14 protein-coding genes are annotated in these 18,144 nt (G+C 71.5%); 2 read left to right on the top strand and 12 right to left on the bottom strand.

Going from position 1 to position 18,144, the window contains the following annotated elements:
• Positions 1–64: 64 nt before the first annotated feature.
• From yghU to scpA, 6 genes are all read right to left on the bottom strand, one after another.
• Complete coding sequence (gene yghU, locus BMW67_RS14800) at positions 65–952, bottom strand: glutathione-dependent disulfide-bond oxidoreductase (protein ID WP_072748487.1); 888 nt, start codon at positions 950–952, stop codon at positions 65–67.
• Between the two features lie 83 nt (positions 953–1,035).
• Positions 1,036–2,490 carry an IMP dehydrogenase gene (gene guaB, locus BMW67_RS14795; protein ID WP_072748486.1) on the bottom strand — a complete coding sequence of 485 codons (1,455 nt, stop codon included), beginning with the start codon at positions 2,488–2,490 and terminating at the stop codon, positions 1,036–1,038.
• Positions 2,491–2,603: 113 nt separating this feature from the next.
• Positions 2,604–3,602, bottom strand: coding sequence for a TDT family transporter (locus tag BMW67_RS14790; RefSeq protein ID WP_072748485.1), 999 nt, complete (start codon positions 3,600–3,602; stop codon positions 2,604–2,606).
• Positions 3,603–3,789: 187 nt separating this feature from the next.
• On the bottom strand, positions 3,790–5,664 hold the full coding sequence (locus BMW67_RS14785) for a propionyl-CoA synthetase (RefSeq protein WP_072748484.1): 1,875 nt from the start codon (positions 5,662–5,664) through the stop codon (positions 3,790–3,792).
• 97 nt (positions 5,665–5,761) lie between these two features.
• Positions 5,762–8,041 carry an NADP-dependent malic enzyme gene (locus tag BMW67_RS14780; protein ID WP_072748483.1) on the bottom strand — a complete coding sequence of 760 codons (2,280 nt, stop codon included), beginning with the start codon at positions 8,039–8,041 and terminating at the stop codon, positions 5,762–5,764.
• Between the two features lie 139 nt (positions 8,042–8,180).
• Positions 8,181–10,325, bottom strand: coding sequence for a methylmalonyl-CoA mutase (scpA, locus tag BMW67_RS14775; protein WP_072748482.1), 2,145 nt, complete (start codon positions 10,323–10,325; stop codon positions 8,181–8,183).
• Between the two features lie 75 nt (positions 10,326–10,400).
• Here scpA and BMW67_RS14770 point away from each other — a divergent pair, with 75 nt between their 5' ends.
• Positions 10,401–10,853 (top strand): DUF4174 domain-containing protein, encoded by a 453-nt coding sequence (locus tag BMW67_RS14770; RefSeq protein ID WP_072748481.1) that lies wholly within the window; start codon positions 10,401–10,403, stop codon positions 10,851–10,853.
• 86 nt (positions 10,854–10,939) lie between these two features.
• Here BMW67_RS14770 and BMW67_RS14765 read toward each other — a convergent pair whose 3' ends face one another.
• The 6 genes from BMW67_RS14765 to BMW67_RS14740 form a co-directional block, all read right to left on the bottom strand.
• Positions 10,940–13,033, bottom strand: a complete 2,094-nt coding sequence (locus BMW67_RS14765; protein WP_072748480.1) for an acetyl-CoA carboxylase biotin carboxylase subunit — start codon at positions 13,031–13,033, stop codon at positions 10,940–10,942.
• Positions 13,034–13,210: 177 nt separating this feature from the next.
• On the bottom strand, positions 13,211–13,495 hold the full coding sequence (locus BMW67_RS14760; RefSeq protein ID WP_072748479.1) for a hypothetical protein: 285 nt from the start codon (positions 13,493–13,495) through the stop codon (positions 13,211–13,213).
• Between the two features lie 31 nt (positions 13,496–13,526).
• Entirely contained in the window at positions 13,527–13,793 is a 267-nt protein-coding gene (locus BMW67_RS14755; protein ID WP_072748478.1) for a hypothetical protein, read from the bottom strand.
• 120 nt (positions 13,794–13,913) lie between these two features.
• On the bottom strand, positions 13,914–14,252 hold the full coding sequence (locus BMW67_RS14750) for a hypothetical protein (protein WP_072748488.1): 339 nt from the start codon (positions 14,250–14,252) through the stop codon (positions 13,914–13,916).
• The gene (locus BMW67_RS14745; RefSeq protein WP_072748477.1) at positions 14,252–14,668 is read right to left on the bottom strand and encodes a hypothetical protein; all 417 of its coding nucleotides are present in this window, start codon (positions 14,666–14,668) and stop codon (positions 14,252–14,254) included. Before BMW67_RS14745 ends, BMW67_RS14750 begins: the two co-directional genes overlap by 1 nt.
• Positions 14,669–14,732: 64 nt before the next feature.
• The gene (locus tag BMW67_RS14740; protein ID WP_072748476.1) at positions 14,733–16,265 is read right to left on the bottom strand and encodes an acyl-CoA carboxylase subunit beta; all 1,533 of its coding nucleotides are present in this window, start codon (positions 16,263–16,265) and stop codon (positions 14,733–14,735) included.
• A gap of 258 nt (positions 16,266–16,523) precedes the next feature.
• Between BMW67_RS14740 and BMW67_RS14735 the strand changes: the two genes are divergently transcribed.
• A complete protein-coding gene (locus BMW67_RS14735; protein ID WP_072748475.1) occupies positions 16,524–17,936 on the top strand; it encodes a helix-turn-helix domain-containing protein in 1,413 nt (470 codons plus the stop codon).
• Positions 17,937–18,144: the final 208 nt, after the last annotated feature.

Below are 18,144 nucleotides of genomic sequence, written 5' to 3'. Positions count from 1 at the left end.
CTGAAACAAACGCGCCGGCGGGACAACATCCCGCCGGCGTCATGGCGCAGGCCGGCGGCGCGGCTCAGCCGCGCGCGGCCGCGATGCGGGCGAGCGCGGCGTCGATGTCGGCCGCGTCGTGGCGCTCGGGCAGCTGGTTCGCCTCGTCGCCCCAGACGCGATTGACCAGGACCCCACGCTTGACGGCCGGGCGCTCGTTGATCTCGCGCGCCCAGCGCTGCACGTTCTCGTATTCATGCACCGACAGGAACTCGGCCGCCTCGTAAAGCCGGCCCAGCGCCAGCGCGCCATACCAGGGCCAGATGGCGATGTCGGCGATGGTGTAGTCCTGCCCAGCGATGTAGGGCCGCTCGGCCAGCTGGCGGTCGAGCACGTCGAGCTGGCGCTTGACCTCCATCGCGAAGCGGTTGATCGGGTATTCCATCTTCTCGGGCGCATAGGCGTAGAAATGCCCGAAGCCGCCGCCCAGATAGGGCGCCGAGCCCATCTGCCAGAACAGCCAGTTGAGCGTCTCGGTCCGACCGGCGCGATCGGTCGGCAGGAAGGCGCCGAACTTCTCGGCCAGGTAGAGCAGGATCGAGCCCGATTCGAACACGCGCAGCGGCTCGGGCTCGGAGCGGTCGACAAGCGCGGGGATCTTCGAGTTCGGATTGATGCGCACGAAGCCGGACGAGAACTGGTCGCCCTCGTTGATGCGGATCAGCCAGGCGTCGTATTCCGCGCCCTCGCGCCCCAGGGCCAGCAGCTCTTCGAGCATGACGGTGACCTTCACGCCGTTCGGCGTGGCCAGCGAGTAGAGCTGCAGCGGATGGCGCCCGACGGGCAGCTCGGCCTCGTGGGTGGGGCCGGCGACGGGGCGGTTGATGCTGGCGAAGCGGCCGCCGCTTTCCTTGTCCCAGGTCCAGACACGGGGCGGAACATAGGCGGCGGGCGCGTCGGCGGTGTCGGTCATGGCGTCGGGGCTCCTGATGTTGGAAACCCCGCCGTCTTGCCATGGCGGCGGCGGCGCCTCAAGCCCGCCGCCGCGGGCCCGCCTCAGCCGATGCGGTAGTTGGGCGCCTCGCGCACGATCTGCACGTCGTGGACGTGGCTTTCGTTCAGGCCCGCATTCGTGATGCGCACGAAGCGGCAGCCGGTGCGCATCTCGTCGATGGTGCGGTTGCCGGTGTAGCCCATGGCCGCGCGCAGCCCGCCCGTCAGCTGGTGCAGCACCCCCGAGACTGCGCCCTTGTAGGGCACCTGGCCCTCGATGCCCTCGGGCACCAGCTTGTCGGTCGCGGCCTCCTTCTGGAAATAGCGGTCGGCCGAGCCGCGCGCCATGGCGCCCACCGACCCCATGCCGCGATAGGCCTTGTAGCTGCGGCCCTGGTAAAGGATCAGCTCGCCCGGCGCCTCGTCCGTTCCGGCCAGCATCGAGCCGATCATGGCGCAGCTGGCGCCCGCCGCGATGGCCTTGGCCAGATCGCCCGAGAACTTGATGCCCCCGTCGGCGATGATCGGCACGCCCGCGCGGCTGGCGGCCTCGGCGCAGTCCATGATCGCGGTCAGCTGCGGCACGCCCACCCCCGCGACGATGCGCGTGGTGCAGATCGAGCCCGGCCCGATGCCGACCTTGACCGCGTCCGCGCCCGCGTCGATCAGCGCGCGCGTGGCCTCGGCGGTGGCCACGTTGCCCGCGGCCACCTGCACGCGCGAGTCATGCGCCTTGATGCGCTCGACCGCGCGCGCGACCGAGGCCGAGTGCCCATGCGCCGTGTCGATCACGATCAGGTCCACCTCGGCGTCGATCAGCGCCAGCGAGCGCTCGAACCCCGCGTCGCCCACCGTGGTGGCCGCCGCCACGCGCAGCCGCCCCAGCGCGTCCTTGCACGCCTGCGGGTTCAGCACCGCCTTTTCCAGGTCCTTGATGGTCAGCAGCCCCGCCAGGCGCCCTTCGGCGTTGACCACCAGCACCTTCTCGATGCGGCGCTGGTGCATCAGGCGCCGGGCCTCCTCGACGTCGACGGGCTCGCGCAGGATGGCCAGGTTCTCGGCGGTCATCAGCTCGCGCACGGGCGCGTCGTCGGACTGGGCGAAGCGCATGTCGCGGTTGGTCAGGATGCCGACCACGTTGCGCTCGTCGTCCACGACGGGAAAGCCGGTGATCTTGTAGCGCTCCTGCAGGGCGCGGGCGTCGGCCACGGTCTGGTCCGGGGTCAGGGTGACGGGATTGTAGACGACGCCGCTTTCGAAGCGCTTGACGCGGCGCACCTGGCGCGCCTGCTCGGCGATGTCGAGATTGCGATGGATCACGCCCATGCCCCCCGCCTGGGCCATGGCGATGGCCATCTCGCTTTCGGTCACGGTGTCCATGGCCGAGCTGACGAGGGGGATGTTCAGCTCGATCTCGCGGGTGATGCGCGTGCGCAGCACCGCGTCCGAGGGCAGCACCTCGGAGGCGCCGGGAACAAGCAGAACGTCGTCGAAAGTGAGCGCCTCGCGAATCTCCATCGGAAGTCTCCTGATGCAGGGGGTTCGTTTGGCAGCCTCCTTTCGCATGGCGCGGCGGCGCTGAAAAGGGGGCATCGCGCCGCGCCGGGGCGGCCGGAGCGCGGGGCGCGCGCTCAGCCCTTGAGGCGCCCGTCGCGCAGCGCCAGCGCCGCCCCCGCCGCGACGCGCAGCGTCGTCGCGCAGGCGGCCGCCGTCAGCAAGGCGGCCAGCCACCAGGCCCCCTGCCCGGCCGCCGCGCCCGCCGCGCCGCCGATGGCGCCCGGCAGGCGCTCGGCCGCCAGCATCGTCGCCCCGGCCAGCCCCGCGAGCGGGAAGGTGAAGGCGCCCCAGGCGGGCGACCAGCCGCCCTCGGCCAGCCAGCCCAGCCGCGGCGCCAGCGCCAGCGCCGCCGCCAACGCGACCGCCCAGGCCGGCAGGACCAGCGCCTCGGACCACGGCGCGCCCAGCGCCGCGCCGCCGATCGCCGCCAGCGCCGGCGGGGCGACGAAGATCGCCAGGCCCGGCCGCAGCGTCGGCGCAAGCCCGCCCCCCGCCAGCGCCCCGCGCAGCCATGCCAGCATGAGCGGCGTCAGCGCCGCCCACACCGCCAGCGCCGAGCCGTAGAGCACCGCCGAGGCGGTTCCGAAGCCCAGCGCCGCGCCCCCGATCGGCGCCACGATCTGGCCGACGAAAGGCAGGTAGAGCGCCGGCGTGACGGGCCGCAGATGCGGCGGCGCGGACAGCAGCACATGCAGCGTCGCGCCGGCGAAGACCCAGTGCAGCGCCGCGCCCCCGACCCACAGCGCCGCCGCCGCCCCCGGCAGCGCCGGCGCCGCCGCCGCGCCGACCAGCATCAGCCCCATGCTCAGCGCCGCCAACGCGCCGCGCGCGGGCGGCGGCGAAAGATCCTCGAGCGCGCGGGCCGGCCGCCGCGCCAGCGCCGCCAGATAGAGCGCCCCCGCAAGCAGCAGCGCCATGCTGGCCACGCCCAGCCACAGCTCGCCGATCCACGGCGCCAGGCCCAGGACGCGCGCCCCCGCGCGCAGCGTCAGCCCCGTTCCCACGAGCCCCAGAAGGGTCGGGAACAGAACGGGCGGAAAGGATCGGCGGCGGGCGGCGGCGAAGGCGGGCATGAGCGACTTTCCTTGCGCGGGCCGCCGCCCGAGGGCGGTCGGCGTGACGAGCATGAACGCCCCGCGCCCCCGCCCGGCCCCGCGCCGGCGGCGGGGGCGGCGCGCGTGAGTGCGCGCGGCGTTCCCGGGCGTTCATATTCGCGCGCGCGAATACGGGCAAGGCCCGCCCCGCGCGCGCCCCTGCGGCTCAGCGTCCCAGCGCGGCGCGGATCTCGTCCAGAATGGCCGGATCGTCGATGGTCGCCGGGGTCTTGAAGGGCGCCCCGTCGGCGATCTTGGCCATGGTCGCGCGCAGGATCTTGCCCGAGCGCGTCTTGGGCAGGCGATCGACCACCAGCGCGCGCTTGAAGGCGGCGACGGGGCCGATGCGCTCGCGCACCAGCTGCACGCACTCGCGCACGATGTCCTCATGCGGGCGGTCGACCCCGGCGTTGAGCACCAGGAAGCCGACCGGAACCTGGCCCTTGAGCTCGTCCGCCACGCCGATCACCGCGCATTCGGCCACGTCGGGATGCGAGGCCAGCACCTCTTCCATCGCGCCGGTGGACAGGCGATGGCCGGCCACGTTGATGACGTCGTCGGTGCGGGCCATGATGTAGATGTAGCCGTCCTCGTCGATCATGCCCGCGTCGCCGGTCTCGTAATAGCCGGGGAAATGCTCGAGATACGCCTTGCGGAAGCGCTCTTCGGCGTTCCACAGGCCCGGCAGCGCGCCCGGCGGCAGCGGCAGGCGGATGGCGATGGCGCCCAGCTCGCCCGGCTTGACCGGATGGCCGCCCTCGTCCAGCGCCTGCACGTCGTAGCCGGGCATGGGCACGGCGGGCGAGCCCGGCTTGATGGGCAGCAGCTCGATCCCCAGCGGGTTGGCGGCGATGGCCCAGCCCGTCTCGGTCTGCCACCAGTGGTCGATCACCGGCTTGCCCAAGAGCTCCTGCGCCCAGCGGATGGTGTCGGGGTCGGCGCGCTCGCCGGCCAGGAACAGCGCCTGCAGCGAGGACAGGTCGTATCGCTCGGCCAGCTCGCCGCGCGGGTCCTCGCGCTTGACGGCGCGGATGGCGGTCGGGGCGGTGAAGAACGAGCGCACCTTGTGCTCGGCGATCACGCGCCAGAACGTGCCCGCGTCGGGCGTGCCCACGGGCTTGCCCTCGAAGACGATGGTGGTGCAGCCCTCGATCAGCGGCGCGTAGCAGATGTAGCTGTGCCCCACCACCCAGCCGACGTCCGAGGCGGCCCAGAACACGTCGCCGGGCTGGACGTTGTAGATGTTCTTCATCGACCAGCTGAGCGCGACCATGTGCCCGGCATTGTCGCGCACCACGCCCTTGGGCTGGCCGGTGGTGCCCGAGGTGTAGAGGATGTAGAGCGGATCGGTCCCGCGCACGGGCTCGCAGGGGGCGGGTTCGACGCCGACCTGGAAGGCGTGCCAGTCCAGGTCGCGCCCCTCGATCAGCGCGGCGGGCTGCTGGTCGCGCTGGAGGATCACGCAGAACTCGGGCTTGTGCGCGGCCTCTTCGATGGCGGCGTCGAGCAGCGGCTTGTAGGGCACCACGCGCCCGGGCTCGAGCCCGCAGGACGCCGCGATCACCGCCTTGGGGCGCGCGTCGTCGATGCGCACCGCCAGCTCGTGCGCGGCGAAGCCGCCGAACACCACCGAGTGGATCGCCCCCAGCCGCGCGCAGGCCAGCATCGCCTCGAGCGCCTCGGGCACCATGGGCATGTAGATCACCACCCGGTCGCCCTTGCCCACGCCGCGCGCGCGCAGCGCCCCGGCCAGCGAGGCCACGCGCTCGCGCAGCTCGGCATAGGTGATGACGTGCTTCGTGCCGGTGATCGGGCTGTCATGGATGATGGCCGGCCGGTCGCCATGGCCCGCCTCGACATGCCGGTCCACGGCGTTGTGGCAGGTGTTGCACACCGCGTCGGGGAACCAGCGGTAGATCGGCGCGCGCGAGGCGTCCAGCGCGCGGGTCGGCGGCTCGATCCAGTCGATGCACTCGGCGGCCTTCATCCAGAAGCCCTCCGGGTCGGCCTTCCATGCCTCGTAGACGTCCTTGTAGCCCATTCTCCCTCTCCCCCGTTTGGCCGGCGCTCGCGTCCGGGCGGACGGCGCCCCCTGCTTGATGCGGCGGCGCGCGCCGCCTTGACCTGGCGCAAGGCGCTCAGGCGTAGCTCTGCACCGGCGTGCCGGCCAGCGCCGAGATGTTCAACAGCCCCCGCGTCGTGATCGACGGCGTGACGATATGCGCCCGGTTGCCCATCCCCATCAGGATCGGCCCGACTTCAAGAGCGCCGCCCAACTGCTTGAGAATGTTACGCATTCCCGACGCGCTGTCGGCGTTGGGCAGGATCAGCACATTGGCCTCGCCCTGCAGCCGCGAGCGCGGGAACAGCCGCGCGCGCAGCTCGGGGTCGAGCGCGGTGTCGGCGTGCATCTCGCCCTCGTATTCGAAATCGGGCTCGCGCTGATCCAGAAGCGCCATGGCCGCGCGCATCTTGCGCCCCGAGGCGGTGTCCAGATTGCCGAACTGCGAGTGGCTGAGCAGCGCCACCTTGGGCGTGACGCCGAAGCGGCGCGCGTGGCGCGCGGCGGCGATGGCGATCTCGGCCACCTCCTCGGCCTCGGGGTCGGGGTGCACCTGGGTGTCGGCGATGAAGACCGGCCCCTTCTCGAGCAGCATCAGGGACAGCGCGCCGACGGGACGGAATCCATCGCGCGCAAGCACTTGGCGAACGTAGTTCAAGTGCCACAGATACTGCCCGAACGTGCCGCAGATCAGGCTGTCGGCGTCGCCCCGATGCACCGCCACCGCGGCGATGGCGGTGGTGTTGGTGCGCATGATGGCGCGCGCCAGATCGGGCGTGACGCCGCGCCGCTCCATCAGCTCGTGATAGGTGGTCCAGTAGTCGCGATAGCGGCTGTCGCTTTCGGGATTGACGATCTCGAAGTCCCGGTCCGGGCGGATCGGCAGCCCGTAGCGCTCGAGCCGCGTCTCGATCACCTCGGGGCGGCCGATCAGGATCGGCTTGTCGGTGGTCTCTTCGAGCATGGCGTGCGCGGCGCGCAGGACGCGCTCGTCCTCGCCCTCGGCGAAGATGATGCGCCGCTCGGCCTTGCGCGCCGCGTCGAAGACCGGCCGCATGATCAGCGCCGAGCGGAACACCGCCCCCGCCTGCGCCTCGCGATAGGCGGCGAGGTCGGGCAAGGGGCGCGTGGCCACGCCCGTGCGCATGGCCGCCTCGGCCACCGCCGTCGCCACCGCCGCGCGCAGGCGCGGATCGAAGGGCTTGGGGATCAGGTAGTCGGGGCCGAAGACCATGCGCTCGCCGCTGTAGGCGGCGGCGGCCTCGGCCGAGCTGGCCTGGGTGGCCAGATCGGCGATGGCGCGCGCGGCGGCCAGCTTCATCTCCTCGTTGATCTCGGTCGCGCCCACATCCAGCGCGCCGCGGAAGATGAAGGGAAAGCACAGCACGTTGTTGACCTGGTTCGGATGGTCCGAGCGCCCCGTGGCCATGATGACGTCGGGGCGCGCGGCGCGCGCCTCGTCGGGCGCGATCTCGGGGTCGGGATTGGCCAGGGCGAAGACGATGGGCCGCTCGGCCATGGCCGCCACATGCTCGGGGCGCAGGGCGCCCGGGGCGGACAGGCCGAGGAAGAAGTCGGCGCCGCGGATCGCCTCGTCCAGCGCGACCGGGCCGCCGGGGCGCGCATAGGCGGCCTTGTGCGGGTTCATGTCGGCCTCGCGCCCCTCATGCACCAGGCCGTGCAGGTCGTAGAGCCAGATGTTCTCGCGCCGCGCGCCCAGCGAGACCAAAAGGTTCAGACAGGCGATGCCCGCCGCCCCGCCCCCGGTCGAGACGATGCGCGCCGTCTCGATCCGCTTGCCCGCCACGCGCAGCGCGTTGAGCGCGGCCGCCGCCACCACGATCGCCGTGCCGTGCTGGTCGTCGTGAAAGACGGGAATGTTCATGCGCTTGCGGCACTCGGCCTCGACGACGAAGCAGTCGGGGGCCTTGATGTCCTCTAGATTGATCGCGCCGAAGGTCGGCTCGAGCGCCGCCACGATCTGCGCCAGCCTTTGCGGGTCGCTTTCGTTCACCTCGATGTCGAAGCAGTCGATGTCGGCGAACTTCTTGAACAGGACCGCCTTGCCCTCCATCACCGGCTTGGCGGCCAGGGGGCCGATGTTGCCCAGCCCCAGAACGGCCGAGCCGTTGGTGACCACCGCCACCAGATTGCCGCGGGCCGTGTAGCGGGCGGCGGCGGCGGGGTCGGCCTGGATCTCGCGGCAGGCCTCGGCCACGCCGGGGCTGTAGGCGCGCGACAGGTCGCGCTGGTTGGCCAGCGGCTTGGTGGCGCGCACCTCGAGCTTTCCGGGGCGCGGCAGCGCGTGATAGTCCAGCGCCGCCTTGCGATTGGATTGCGTCTTTTCGTCCGTCATCACCTGTTCCGCCCGATGTTGCGCCGCCCGGGGCGGGCGCGCCGCGAGTCTTCTTCTTACCCCGCGTCAGGCCCCGCGCGAAGGGCCGCCCTTCGCGCCGGCGCGCGGCGGCGAGGGCGGCGGGCGGGGGGCGGCGCGCTCAGCCCGCCGCGCCGCGCGCCTCGCGGATCAGCCGCAGCACGCCGCGCGCGGCCTCGGGGATGTTGGTGCCCGGGCCGAAGATCGCCTTGACCCCCGCCTTGCGCAGGAAGTCGTAATCCTGCTGCGGGATGACGCCGCCGCACACGACGATGATGTCCTCGGCGCCCTTCTCGCGCAGCGCCTCGATCAGCCTGGGCGCCAGGGTCTTGTGCCCCGCCGCCTGGCTCGAGATTCCCACCACGTGCACGTCGTTGTCCACCGCGTCCTGCGCCGCCTCTTCGGGCGTCTGGAACAGCGGCCCCACATCGACGTCGAAGCCGATGTCGGCGAAGGCGGTGGCGATGACCTTGGCGCCGCGGTCGTGCCCGTCCTGCCCCATTTTGACCACCAGCATGCGCGGGCGCCGGCCCTCTTCTTCGGCGAAGGCCTCGACCTCGCGCTGGATGGCGGCGAAATCCTCGTCGCCCTCATAGGCGGCGCCGTAGACGCCCGACAGGGTGCGCACCTCGGCGCGATGACGACCGAACACCTTTTCCATGGCGTAGGAAATCTCTCCGACCGTGGCGCGGGCCCGCGCCGCCTCGACCGCCGCCTCGAGCAGGTTCCCCTCGCCCGAGGCCGCCACCTGCGTCAGCCGATCGAGCGCCGCGTCCACCGCCGCCTGATCGCGCGTGGCGCGGATGCGCTCGAGCCGCGCGATCTGCGCCTCGCGCACCTTGGCGTTGTCCACCTCGAGGATCTCGATCGGGGTCTCCTTCTCGGGGCGATACTTGTTGACGCCGACGATCACCTCCTCGCCGCGGTCGATGCGGGCCTGGCGGCGGGCGGCGGCCTCTTCGATGCGCAGCTTGGGCATGCCCGACTCGACCGCGCGGGTCATGCCGCCCATGGCGTCGATCTCCTCGATCAGCTTCCACGCCTCGTCGGCCATCTCCTTGGTCAGGCGCTCGACGTAATACGAGCCGGCCAGCGGATCGACCACGTTGCAGATGCCGGTCTCTTCCTGAAGGATCAGCTGCGTGTTGCGCGCGATGCGGGCCGAGAAGTCGGTCGGCAGGGCGATCGCCTCGTCCAGCGCGTTGGTGTGCAGCGACTGCGTGCCCCCCAGCGCGGCCGAGAGCGCCTCGTAGGCCGTGCGCACCACGTTGTTGAAGGGGTCCTGCTCCTGCAGCGACACGCCCGAGGTCTGGCAGTGGGTGCGCAGCATCAGCGACTGGGGCTTCTTGGGGTCGAACTCCTTCATGATCCGCGCCCACAGAAGCCGCGCGGCGCGCAGCTTGGCGATCTCCATGAAGAAGTTCATGCCGATGGCGAAGAAGAAGCTCAGCCGCCCGGCGAAGGCGTCCACGTCCATGCCCTTGGCCAGCGCCGCCTTCACGTATTCCTTGCCGTCGGCCAGGGTGAAGGCCAGCTCCTGCACCAGCGTCGCGCCGGCCTCCTGCATGTGGTAGCCCGAGATCGAGATCGAGTTGAAGCGCGGCATGTTCTTCGCCGTGTACTCGATGATGTCGGCCACGATGCGCATGCTCGGCTCGGGCGGGTAGATGTAGGTGTTGCGGACCATGAACTCCTTGAGGATGTCGTTCTGGATGGTCCCCGACAGCTCGGCCGGGCTGGCGCCCTGCTCCTCGCCGGCGACGATGAAGCACGCCATGATCGGGATCACCGCGCCGTTCATGGTCATGGACACCGACATCTCCTTGAGCGGGATGCCGTCGAACAGGATCTTCATGTCCTCGACCGAGTCGATGGCCACGCCCGCCTTGCCCACGTCGCCGACCACGCGCGGATGGTCGCTGTCATAGCCGCGATGGGTGGCCAGGTCGAAGGCGACCGACAGGCCCTTCTGCCCCGCCGCCAGGTTGCGGCGGTAGAAGGCGTTCGATTCCTCGGCCGTCGAGAAGCCGGCGTATTGGCGGATGGTCCAGGGCCGGCCGGCATACATGGTCGCGCGCGGGCCGCGCACGAAGGGCTCGAAGCCGGGCAGCGAGCCCAGATGCTCGACGCCCTCCAGATCCTCTTCGGTGTATAGCGGCTTGACGTCGATCCCCTCGGGCGTGCGCCAGATCAGCTCGTCGGGATCGCGGCCCTTGAGCTCCTTGCGGGCCAGCTCGCGCCAGGCGTTCAGATCGGGTTTCGTCATGCTCTGTCTCCTTCAGACGCGCCGCGCGCGCGATGCCCCATGGCGCCGGGGCGCGAAAGGGTTAGATTGAGCGCCATGAACCAAAGACGCCGAATTCTGCGCGCCCTCGCCCTGTTCGCCATGCCGTTCGTCCTGTCGCGCCGGTCGCGCGCGCAGAACGGCGGCGCGCCCGAGGCGGGCGCGGACGAGGACCCGCTCGCCCCGCTCCTGTGGGTCAAGCGCCCCGTCATCATCTTCGCCGACGATCCGGGCGATCCGCGGCTGGCGCACCAGCTGGCCGAGCTTGCGCGCGAGAAGGCCGAGCTCGAGGCGCGCGACGTGGTCGTGATCGTCGACGACCGCAAGCCCGCGCGCCGCGACCAGGCCTCGGCGCTGCGCCGGCGCTTCCGCCCCCACGGCTTCACCGTCATCGTGCTGTCCAAGGACGGCGAGGTGGTCAAGCGCCACCCCGACGTGCTCAGCGCCTTCGACGTGATGCGCCTGATCGACCGGCTGCCGCGGCGCCTGCAGGAGATGGGCCGCGGCTGAGCGCCCCGCCGCCGCGGCGGCGGGCGCGTGGCCGGGAAAGGCGAAGGCGGGCGCCGGGGCGCCGGCCGCCGGGCGCGCGTCGCGGATCATTCGAACTCCATGATCACCTCGTCCACCGCCAGGCTTGCGCCGGGGGCGACGTTGATGCGCGCCACCACCCCGGCGCGCTCGGCGCGCAGGACGTTCTCCATCTTCATCGCCTCGACGGTGCACAGGGGCTGGCCCTCCTGCACCTCCTGCCCCTCTTCGACCGCGATCGAGACGACCAGCCCCGGCATCGGGCACAGAAGCAGCTTCGAGGTGTCGGGGGGCAGCTTCTCGGGCATCAGCCGCGCCAGCTCAGCCACGCGCGGCTCGCGCACCTTCACGTCCAGATCCGCGCCGCGGCGGCGGATGCGGAAGCCCTCGGCGCGCATGTCCACCTTGGCCACCAGCGGCGCGCCGTCGATCGTGGCGCGCGCCAGCCGGTCGCCGGGGGTCCAGTCGCCCTCGACCGTCGACTCGGTTCCGTCCTCGAAGCGCACCTTCACGGCGCCCTGGCCGTGGATCAGCACGTCGGGGTTGCGCGGATCGCGGCCCTTGGGGGCGATGGCCAGCTCCTCGCCCTCTTCGGTCACGATGTGCCCGCGCGCCAGCGGCGAGACATGGGCGCGCCATTCGCGCGCGCCGATGCTCACCACCCAGTCGCGCGGCGCGCGCCGGTCATGGGGCGAGAGCACCCCCGAGATCCGCCCCTCGCGCCGCGCGGCGACGGTCTTCATCGCCGCCGCGCCGGCGGCGATGCGGCGCAGCTCCTCGTCGGGCAGCGTCACGCCGTGGAAGCCGTCGGGGAACTCCTCGGCGATGAAGGCGGTGGTGATGTCGCCCGAGACGAAGCGCGGATGATCCATCACCGCCTGGCAGAAGGGCAGGTTGTGGCCGATGCCCTCGACTTCGAACTCGTCCAGCGCGTTGCGCATGACCTCGATCGCCGCGGCGCGGTCGGGGCCCCAGCTGCACAGCTTGGCGATCATGGGATCGTAATGCATCGAGATCTCGCCGCCCTCGTAGACGCCCGTGTCGTTGCGCACGGCGCCGTCCGGGCCGCGGCGCTCGGCCGGCGGGCGGTAGCGCGTCAGCCGCCCGATCGAGGGCAGGAAGTTGCGGTAGGGATCCTCGGCGTAAAGGCGGCTCTCGATCGCCCAGCCGTCGATGCGCACATCCTCCTGCGTCAGCGGCAGCTTCTCGCCGGCGGCGACGCGGATCATCAGCTCGACCAGGTCGAGGCCGGTGATGAGCTCGGTCACCGGATGCTCGACCTGAAGGCGGGTGTTCATCTCGAGGAAGTAGAAGTTGCGCGCGCCGTCGACGATGAACTCGACCGTGCCGGCCGAGCAGTAGTTCACCGCCTTGGCCAGCGCCACCGCCTGCGCGCCCATGGCCGCGCGCGTCTCGGGGTCGAGGAAGGGGCTGGGCGCCTCTTCGATGACCTTCTGATTGCGGCGCTGGATCGAGCATTCGCGCTCGTTCAGGTGAATGACGTTGCCGTGCCTGTCGCCCATCACCTGGATCTCGATGTGGCGCGGCTGGGTGACGAACTTCTCGATGAAGATGCGGTCGTCGCCGAAGCTGGACATGGCCTCGTTCTTCGAGGACTGGAAGCCCTCGCGCACCTCCTCGGCGTTCCAGGCGATGCGCATGCCCTTGCCGCCGCCGCCGGCGCTGGCCTTGATCATGACCGGATAGCCGATCTGTTCCGAGATGCGCACCGCCTCGTCCGCATCCGCGATCAGGCCCATGTAGCCGGGCACGGTGCTGACGCCGGCCTCGGCGGCCAGCTTCTTCGAGGTGATCTTGTCGCCCATCGCCTCGATGGCCGAGGCGGGCGGGCCGATGAAGACCACCCCCTCATCCTCGAGCGCCTTGGCGAAGCGGCTGTTCTCGGACAGGAAGCCGTAGCCCGGATGCACCGCCTCGGCGCCCGTGCGGCGCACCGCGTCAAGGATCTTGTCGATGACGATGTAGGATTCGGAGGCCGGCGGCGGGCCGATATGCACCGCCTCGTCGGCCATGCGCACATGCAGCGCGTCCTTGTCCGCGTCCGAATACACCGCCACCGTCGCGATGCCCATCTTGCGCGCGGTCTTGATGACCCGGCAGGCGATCTCGCCCCGGTTCGCGATCAGGATCTTCTTGAACATGCCGTCTCCTTTGCCGCAAGCCCGCCCCGGGGCCATGCGCAGGCGCGCGCGCGCCCGCCCTTCGGCCGCCGGGGGCCGAAGGCGCGGCGCACGCGCGCGCCAGCGCGCTTCGATGCGTGATTGGATGGATGGTTGACGAATGCGGCCGCCGCCGCGCCCGCGCCGCGGGCCGCGCGCTCAGCGCTTGAGCGCGCGCTCCAGATCCAGCGCGTCGGGATCGGTGAGCACGCCGGTCGCGGCGCCGACCGCTCCGCCCACCACCGCGCCGGTGAGGACCGAGCCCCCGACCACGGCCGAGCCGACCGCGCCCACCGCCGCGCCCACCGCGCCGCCGCTGACGGCGCGCTCGCTCTGGCTGCGCCCGCAGCCCGCCGCGGCCAGCGCCAGCGCCAGCGCGGCGCAGATCGCGCCGCGGCGCAGCGCGCGCCCGCCGCCGAAATCGCCGATGGTTCCGTTCGCCATGATCCCCCCTCCCTGCGTCGCCCTGCGGCGCTCAGTCCGGCTCGTCGGGCAGCATGACCAGCACGCCCCAGACGATGCCCACCATCGAGAAGGTCACCCCGAACGCGCCCGCCAGCATCAGCACCACGATCCAGCCGTCGGCCGCGCCATGCACCCGCGCGCCAAGCCCGCCGACGTCCAGCCACAAGAGCGCCAGCAGGAACGCCCAGCCCGCCATCACGCCGTTCAGCGCATGGCGAAAGACGAACCGCATAAGCCGGTAGGGATCGGCCGGGGGCTGGAGCTTCTTGCGCGTCATGGGCCTTCTCCGTCGCGCGCGGCGCCCACGCCGCGCGCCAAGGTTGAGCATGCCCCGAAAATATGGCGCGCGCAGGGCGCCTTTCCAGCGCCTCGGGCCGCGACGGGACGCCGCGCGCGCTCATGGCGCCAGCTCCGGGAAGCTGCGGCGCACCTCGTCCATGTCCACGCGCAGAAGCTGCTCGTAGGAGCAGGGATCGAAGGGCTCGACGGCCTTGACCTCGCGCCCCAGAAGCCAGCTCAGCCTGCCCGCGTCCAGATTGCCGCGCTCGAAGGGCTGGTCGCCGAAATGCTCGATCAGGCAGGCCAGGAAGGCGGCGTCGGCGCGCCGGTCCTCGGGCTTGCGGTCGCGGTAGCGCTCGCGCGCGCGCAGCGGCGTGGGGTTGGGCTGGGCGCGGCGGATGGTGAACTGCATGTCCGTGCCGGGCAGACGGCCCGGAAAGCCGCGGTGCTTGCGCATCATGAACCCTCCTGCGGATCGGCCCCGCGCCGGGCGGCGGCGCGCGCCGCGTTGCGCGACCAGCGCAGCCGGCTGGCCGGATCGGCCAGCAGCTCGGCCAGGCGATGCTCGATCAGCGCGCGCGGCGCGGGCCGGCAGTCGAGCCGCCCGCCCGCCGTCGCCAGCACCCGCGCCCGCCCCGGGCGGGAATGGTCCGAGGCGACCTCGACCGCCGGGACGAAGCCGCGCACCGTGCGCAGCGCGCGCCAGGCGTCCTGGCGGATCTGCCGCGCCAGCGCCCGGCGAAAGCGCGCGCGGTCGATCCCCTCGGGCGCGCGCGCGTCCCAGGCCGCGTGCACGGCCACGTCGAAGCGCGCGCCCCGGGCGGGCGCATGCAGCGCCGCGCCGTCGGCATGCATGTCGCGCCAGCGGCTCATGGGCGCGCCCCCCGCGCGGCTGCGGCGGTCCGGCCGGTCATGCGAACGCCTCCTGCGGCCCGCCTCACAGCGGGATGTTGTCGTGCTTCTTCCACGGATTCTCGAGCTTCTTGCCCCGCAGCGCCTTGAAGGCCCGCGCCACGCGCCGGCGGGTCGAGTGCGGCATGATGACCTCGTCGATGAAGCCGCGCTCGGCCGCGACGAAGGGATTGGCGAAGCGGTCCTCGTATTCCTTCGTGCGGCGGGCGATCTTCTCGGGGTCGCCCAGCTCGGAGCGGTAGAGGATCTCGACCGCGCCCTTGGCGCCCATCACGGCGATCTCGGCGGTGGGCCAGGCATAGTTGACGTCGCCGCGCAGATGCTTCGAGGCCATGACGTCATAGGCGCCGCCATAGGCCTTGCGGGTGATGACCGTCACCTTGGGCACCGTCGCCTCGCCATAGGCGAAGAGCAGCTTGGCGCCGTGCTTGATGACGCCGCCATATTCCTGCGCCGTGCCGGGCAGGAAGCCGGGCACGTCCACGAAGGTCAGGATCGGGATCTCGAACGCGTCGCAAAAGCGCACGAAGCGCGCCGCCTTGCGGCTCGAGTCGATGTCGAGGCAGCCGGCCAGCACCATGGGCTGGTTGGCGACCACGCCCACGGTCGAGCCCTCGAGGCGGATGAAGCCGGTGATGATGTTCCTGGCGAAATCCTTCTGGATCTCGAAGAAATCGCCCTCGTCCGCGACCTTCTCGATCAGCTCCTTCATGTCGTAGGGCTTGTTCGGGTTCTCGGGCACCAGCGTGTCCAGGCTGGGCTCGATGCGCGCGGGGTCGTCGTAATAGGGGCGCACGGGCGGCTTCTCGCGGTTCGAGAGCGGCAGGAAGTCGACCAGGCGGCGCACCTCGGCCAGCGCCTCGACGTCGTTCTCGAAGGCGCCGTCGGCGACCGAGGATTTCGTGGTGTGCGTCTTGGCGCCGCCCAGCTCCTCGGCGGTGACGACCTCGTTGGTGACGGTCTTCACCACATCCGGGCCGGTGACGAACATGTAGGACGAATCGCGCACCATGAAGATGAAGTCGGTCATGGCCGGCGAATACACCGCCCCGCCCGCGCAGGGCCCCATGATGACGCTGATCTGCGGAACCACGCCCGAGGCCATGATGTTGCGCTGGAACACCTCGGCATAGCCCGCCAGGCTGGCCACGCCCTCCTGGATGCGGGCGCCGCCCGAGTCGTTCAGCCCGATCACCGGCGCGCCGTTGCGCATGGCCATGTCCATGATCTTGCAGATTTTCTGCGCGTGGGTCTCGGACAGCGAGCCGCCGAAGACGGTGAAGTCCTGGCTGAAGACGTAGACGAGGCGGCCGTTGATCGTGCCCCATCCCGTGACCACGCCGTCGCCGTAGGGGCGGCTTTCCTGCATGCCGAAATCGGCGCAGCGATGGGCGACGAAGGTGTCGTATTCCTCGAACGAGCCTTCGTCGAGCAGCACCTCGATGCGCTCGCGCGCGGTCAGCTTGCCCTTGGCGTGCTGGGCGGCGATGCGCTTCTCGCCGCCGCCCTTGCGGGCGATTTCGCGCCGGGCCTCGAGCTCCGCGAGGATTTCTTTCATCAGGACGCCTCCACAGCTGCGTGCGCCGGCCGCGCCGGCGGGTTCCGGGCATGATTTGCGCCGCAACATAGCCCCGACGCCGGGGGCGCGAAACGATTGATCGGCGGAATTGCATAGTCTATCAATGCTGCGGCTTGCGAATTGCGAATTTGCGAATACGCGGCCCGCCCCGACCGACGCCGGAACGCACCACCCCCGACCGAAGCGACCGCCCAGCCCCCCCAAAACCCCCAAGGACCAGCCCCCGGAAGCCCCGCCATGACCCACAAGCTCTATGCCGGCGCCCAGCTGCGCGAGACGCGCCGCGCGCGCGGTCTGACCCAGGCGGAATTCGCAAAGCGGCTGGGCATTTCCCTCAGCTACCTCAACCAGATGGAGAACAACCACCGCCCGATCTCGGCGGCGGTGATCCTGGCGCTGGCCGAGCAGTTCGACTTCGACCTCTCGCGCCTGTCGGTGGGCGAGACCGACCGCATGGTCGCCGACATGCGCGAGGCGCTGGCCGACCCGGTCTTCGCGGGCCACGCGCCGCCGCTGGCCGATCTGCGCCTGGCCGCGGCCAACGCGCCGGCGCTGGCGCGCGCCTTCCTGACGCTGCACCGCGCCTACCGCCAGCTGGGCGAGCGGCTGGCCTCGGTGGACGAGGCGCTCGACCGCGCCGACGACAGCCTCGCCCCGCAGCCCTGGGAAGAGGTGCGCGACTTCTTCCACTATTGCGACAACTACATCGACGCCGTCGACCGCGCCGCCGAGCGCTTCGCCCAGGAGTCAGGCTTCGAGGGGCGCGACAAGCTCAAGGCCGGCGCCGACTGGCTCGAGGCGCGCGGCGTCGCCCTGCGCCTCGACCCCGACGGGCCGCTGCGCCGCTTCGCCGACGGCGTGCTGACCCTGTCCGCGCGCGCCGCCCCCGCCACGCAGGCCTTCCAGCTGGCCCATCAGGCGGCGCTCATCGCCCATGGCGAGCTGATCGACGCCACGCTCGACCTGGCGGGCTTTCGCACCGACGAGGCGCGGGCCATCTGCCGCGTCGGGCTGGCGAACTACTTCGCCGGCGCGGCGCTGCTGCCCTATCAGCGCTTTCTCGAGGCGGCGGCGCGCGCGCGCCATGATCTCGAGATCCTGGCCGATTCTTTCGGCGCCTCGATCGAGCAGGTGGCTCACCGCCTGTCCACCCTGCAGCGCCCCGGCGCCAAGGGCGTGCCCTTCTTCTTCGTGCGCGTGGACCAGGCCGGCACCATCACCAAGCGCCACTCGGCCACGCGGCTGCAATTCGCCCGCTATGGCGGCGCCTGCCCGCTGTGGAACGTGCACCAGGCCTTCGAGACCCCCGGCCGCATCCTGCGCCAGCTGGCCGAGACGCCCGACGGCGCGCGCTACATCTGCCTTGCGCGCGACGTGACCAAGCCCGGCGGCGGCTTCCGCCGGCCCACGCGGCGCTACGCCATCGGCCTGGGCTGCGAGACGCGCTACGCCGCGCAGCTGGTCTACGCCGACGATCTGGACGTGGACAATCCCGCCTCCTACGAGCCCATCGGCGTCAGCTGCCGCATCTGCGAGCGCGCCGACTGCCACCAGCGCTCGGTCCCGCCGGTCAAGGCGGCGCTGAGCATCGACCCCGGCCTGCGCGACGTGCTGCCTTACCGGCTGCGCGCGGCGGGGCGCGAGGACTGACGCGCTTGCGACTTCCGAACGATTGACCGCGCGCGCCCGTCCGCTACGATCCTCGCCGAAAGCCAGGGACGCGCGCCGCAGTGGCGCGTCGCCCAGCGGCGCAGGGAGGAAATGCATGACGATCGTATCGATGCGGGTGAACGGGCGCGCGGTTGCGGGCGAGGTGGAGGACCGGACGCTTCTGGTGGAGTTTCTTCGCGAGGGACTT

It is taken from the genome of Oceanicella actignis (assembly GCF_900111545.1).
Lineage (GTDB): Bacteria > Pseudomonadota > Alphaproteobacteria > Rhodobacterales > Rhodobacteraceae > Oceanicella > Oceanicella actignis.
Note: the sequence above shows the minus strand (reverse complement) of the source record. Positions and strands in the feature narration are given on the sequence as shown.

Bases quoted from the DNA above. Each gene is read 5' to 3' on its own strand.
- yghU (WP_072748487.1), bottom strand. From the start codon at position 952: ATGACCGACACCGCCGACGCGCCCGCCGCCTATGTTCCGCCCCGTGTC.
- guaB (WP_072748486.1), bottom strand. From the start codon at position 2,490: ATGGAGATTCGCGAGGCGCTCACTTTCGACGACGTTCTGCTTGTTCCC.
- BMW67_RS14790 (WP_072748485.1), bottom strand. From the start codon at position 3,602: ATGCCCGCCTTCGCCGCCGCCCGCCGCCGATCCTTTCCGCCCGTTCTG.
- BMW67_RS14785 (WP_072748484.1), bottom strand. From the start codon at position 5,664: ATGGGCTACAAGGACGTCTACGAGGCATGGAAGGCCGACCCGGAGGGC.
- BMW67_RS14780 (WP_072748483.1), bottom strand. From the start codon at position 8,041: ATGACGGACGAAAAGACGCAATCCAATCGCAAGGCGGCGCTGGACTAT.
- scpA (WP_072748482.1), bottom strand. From the start codon at position 10,325: ATGACGAAACCCGATCTGAACGCCTGGCGCGAGCTGGCCCGCAAGGAG.
- BMW67_RS14770 (WP_072748481.1), top strand. From the start codon at position 10,401: ATGAACCAAAGACGCCGAATTCTGCGCGCCCTCGCCCTGTTCGCCATG.
- BMW67_RS14765 (WP_072748480.1), bottom strand. From the start codon at position 13,033: ATGTTCAAGAAGATCCTGATCGCGAACCGGGGCGAGATCGCCTGCCGG.
- BMW67_RS14760 (WP_072748479.1), bottom strand. From the start codon at position 13,495: ATGGCGAACGGAACCATCGGCGATTTCGGCGGCGGGCGCGCGCTGCGC.
- BMW67_RS14755 (WP_072748478.1), bottom strand. From the start codon at position 13,793: ATGACGCGCAAGAAGCTCCAGCCCCCGGCCGATCCCTACCGGCTTATG.
- BMW67_RS14750 (WP_072748488.1), bottom strand. From the start codon at position 14,252: ATGCGCAAGCACCGCGGCTTTCCGGGCCGTCTGCCCGGCACGGACATG.
- BMW67_RS14745 (WP_072748477.1), bottom strand. From the start codon at position 14,668: ATGAGCCGCTGGCGCGACATGCATGCCGACGGCGCGGCGCTGCATGCG.
- BMW67_RS14740 (WP_072748476.1), bottom strand. From the start codon at position 16,265: ATGAAAGAAATCCTCGCGGAGCTCGAGGCCCGGCGCGAAATCGCCCGC.
- BMW67_RS14735 (WP_072748475.1), top strand. From the start codon at position 16,524: ATGACCCACAAGCTCTATGCCGGCGCCCAGCTGCGCGAGACGCGCCGC.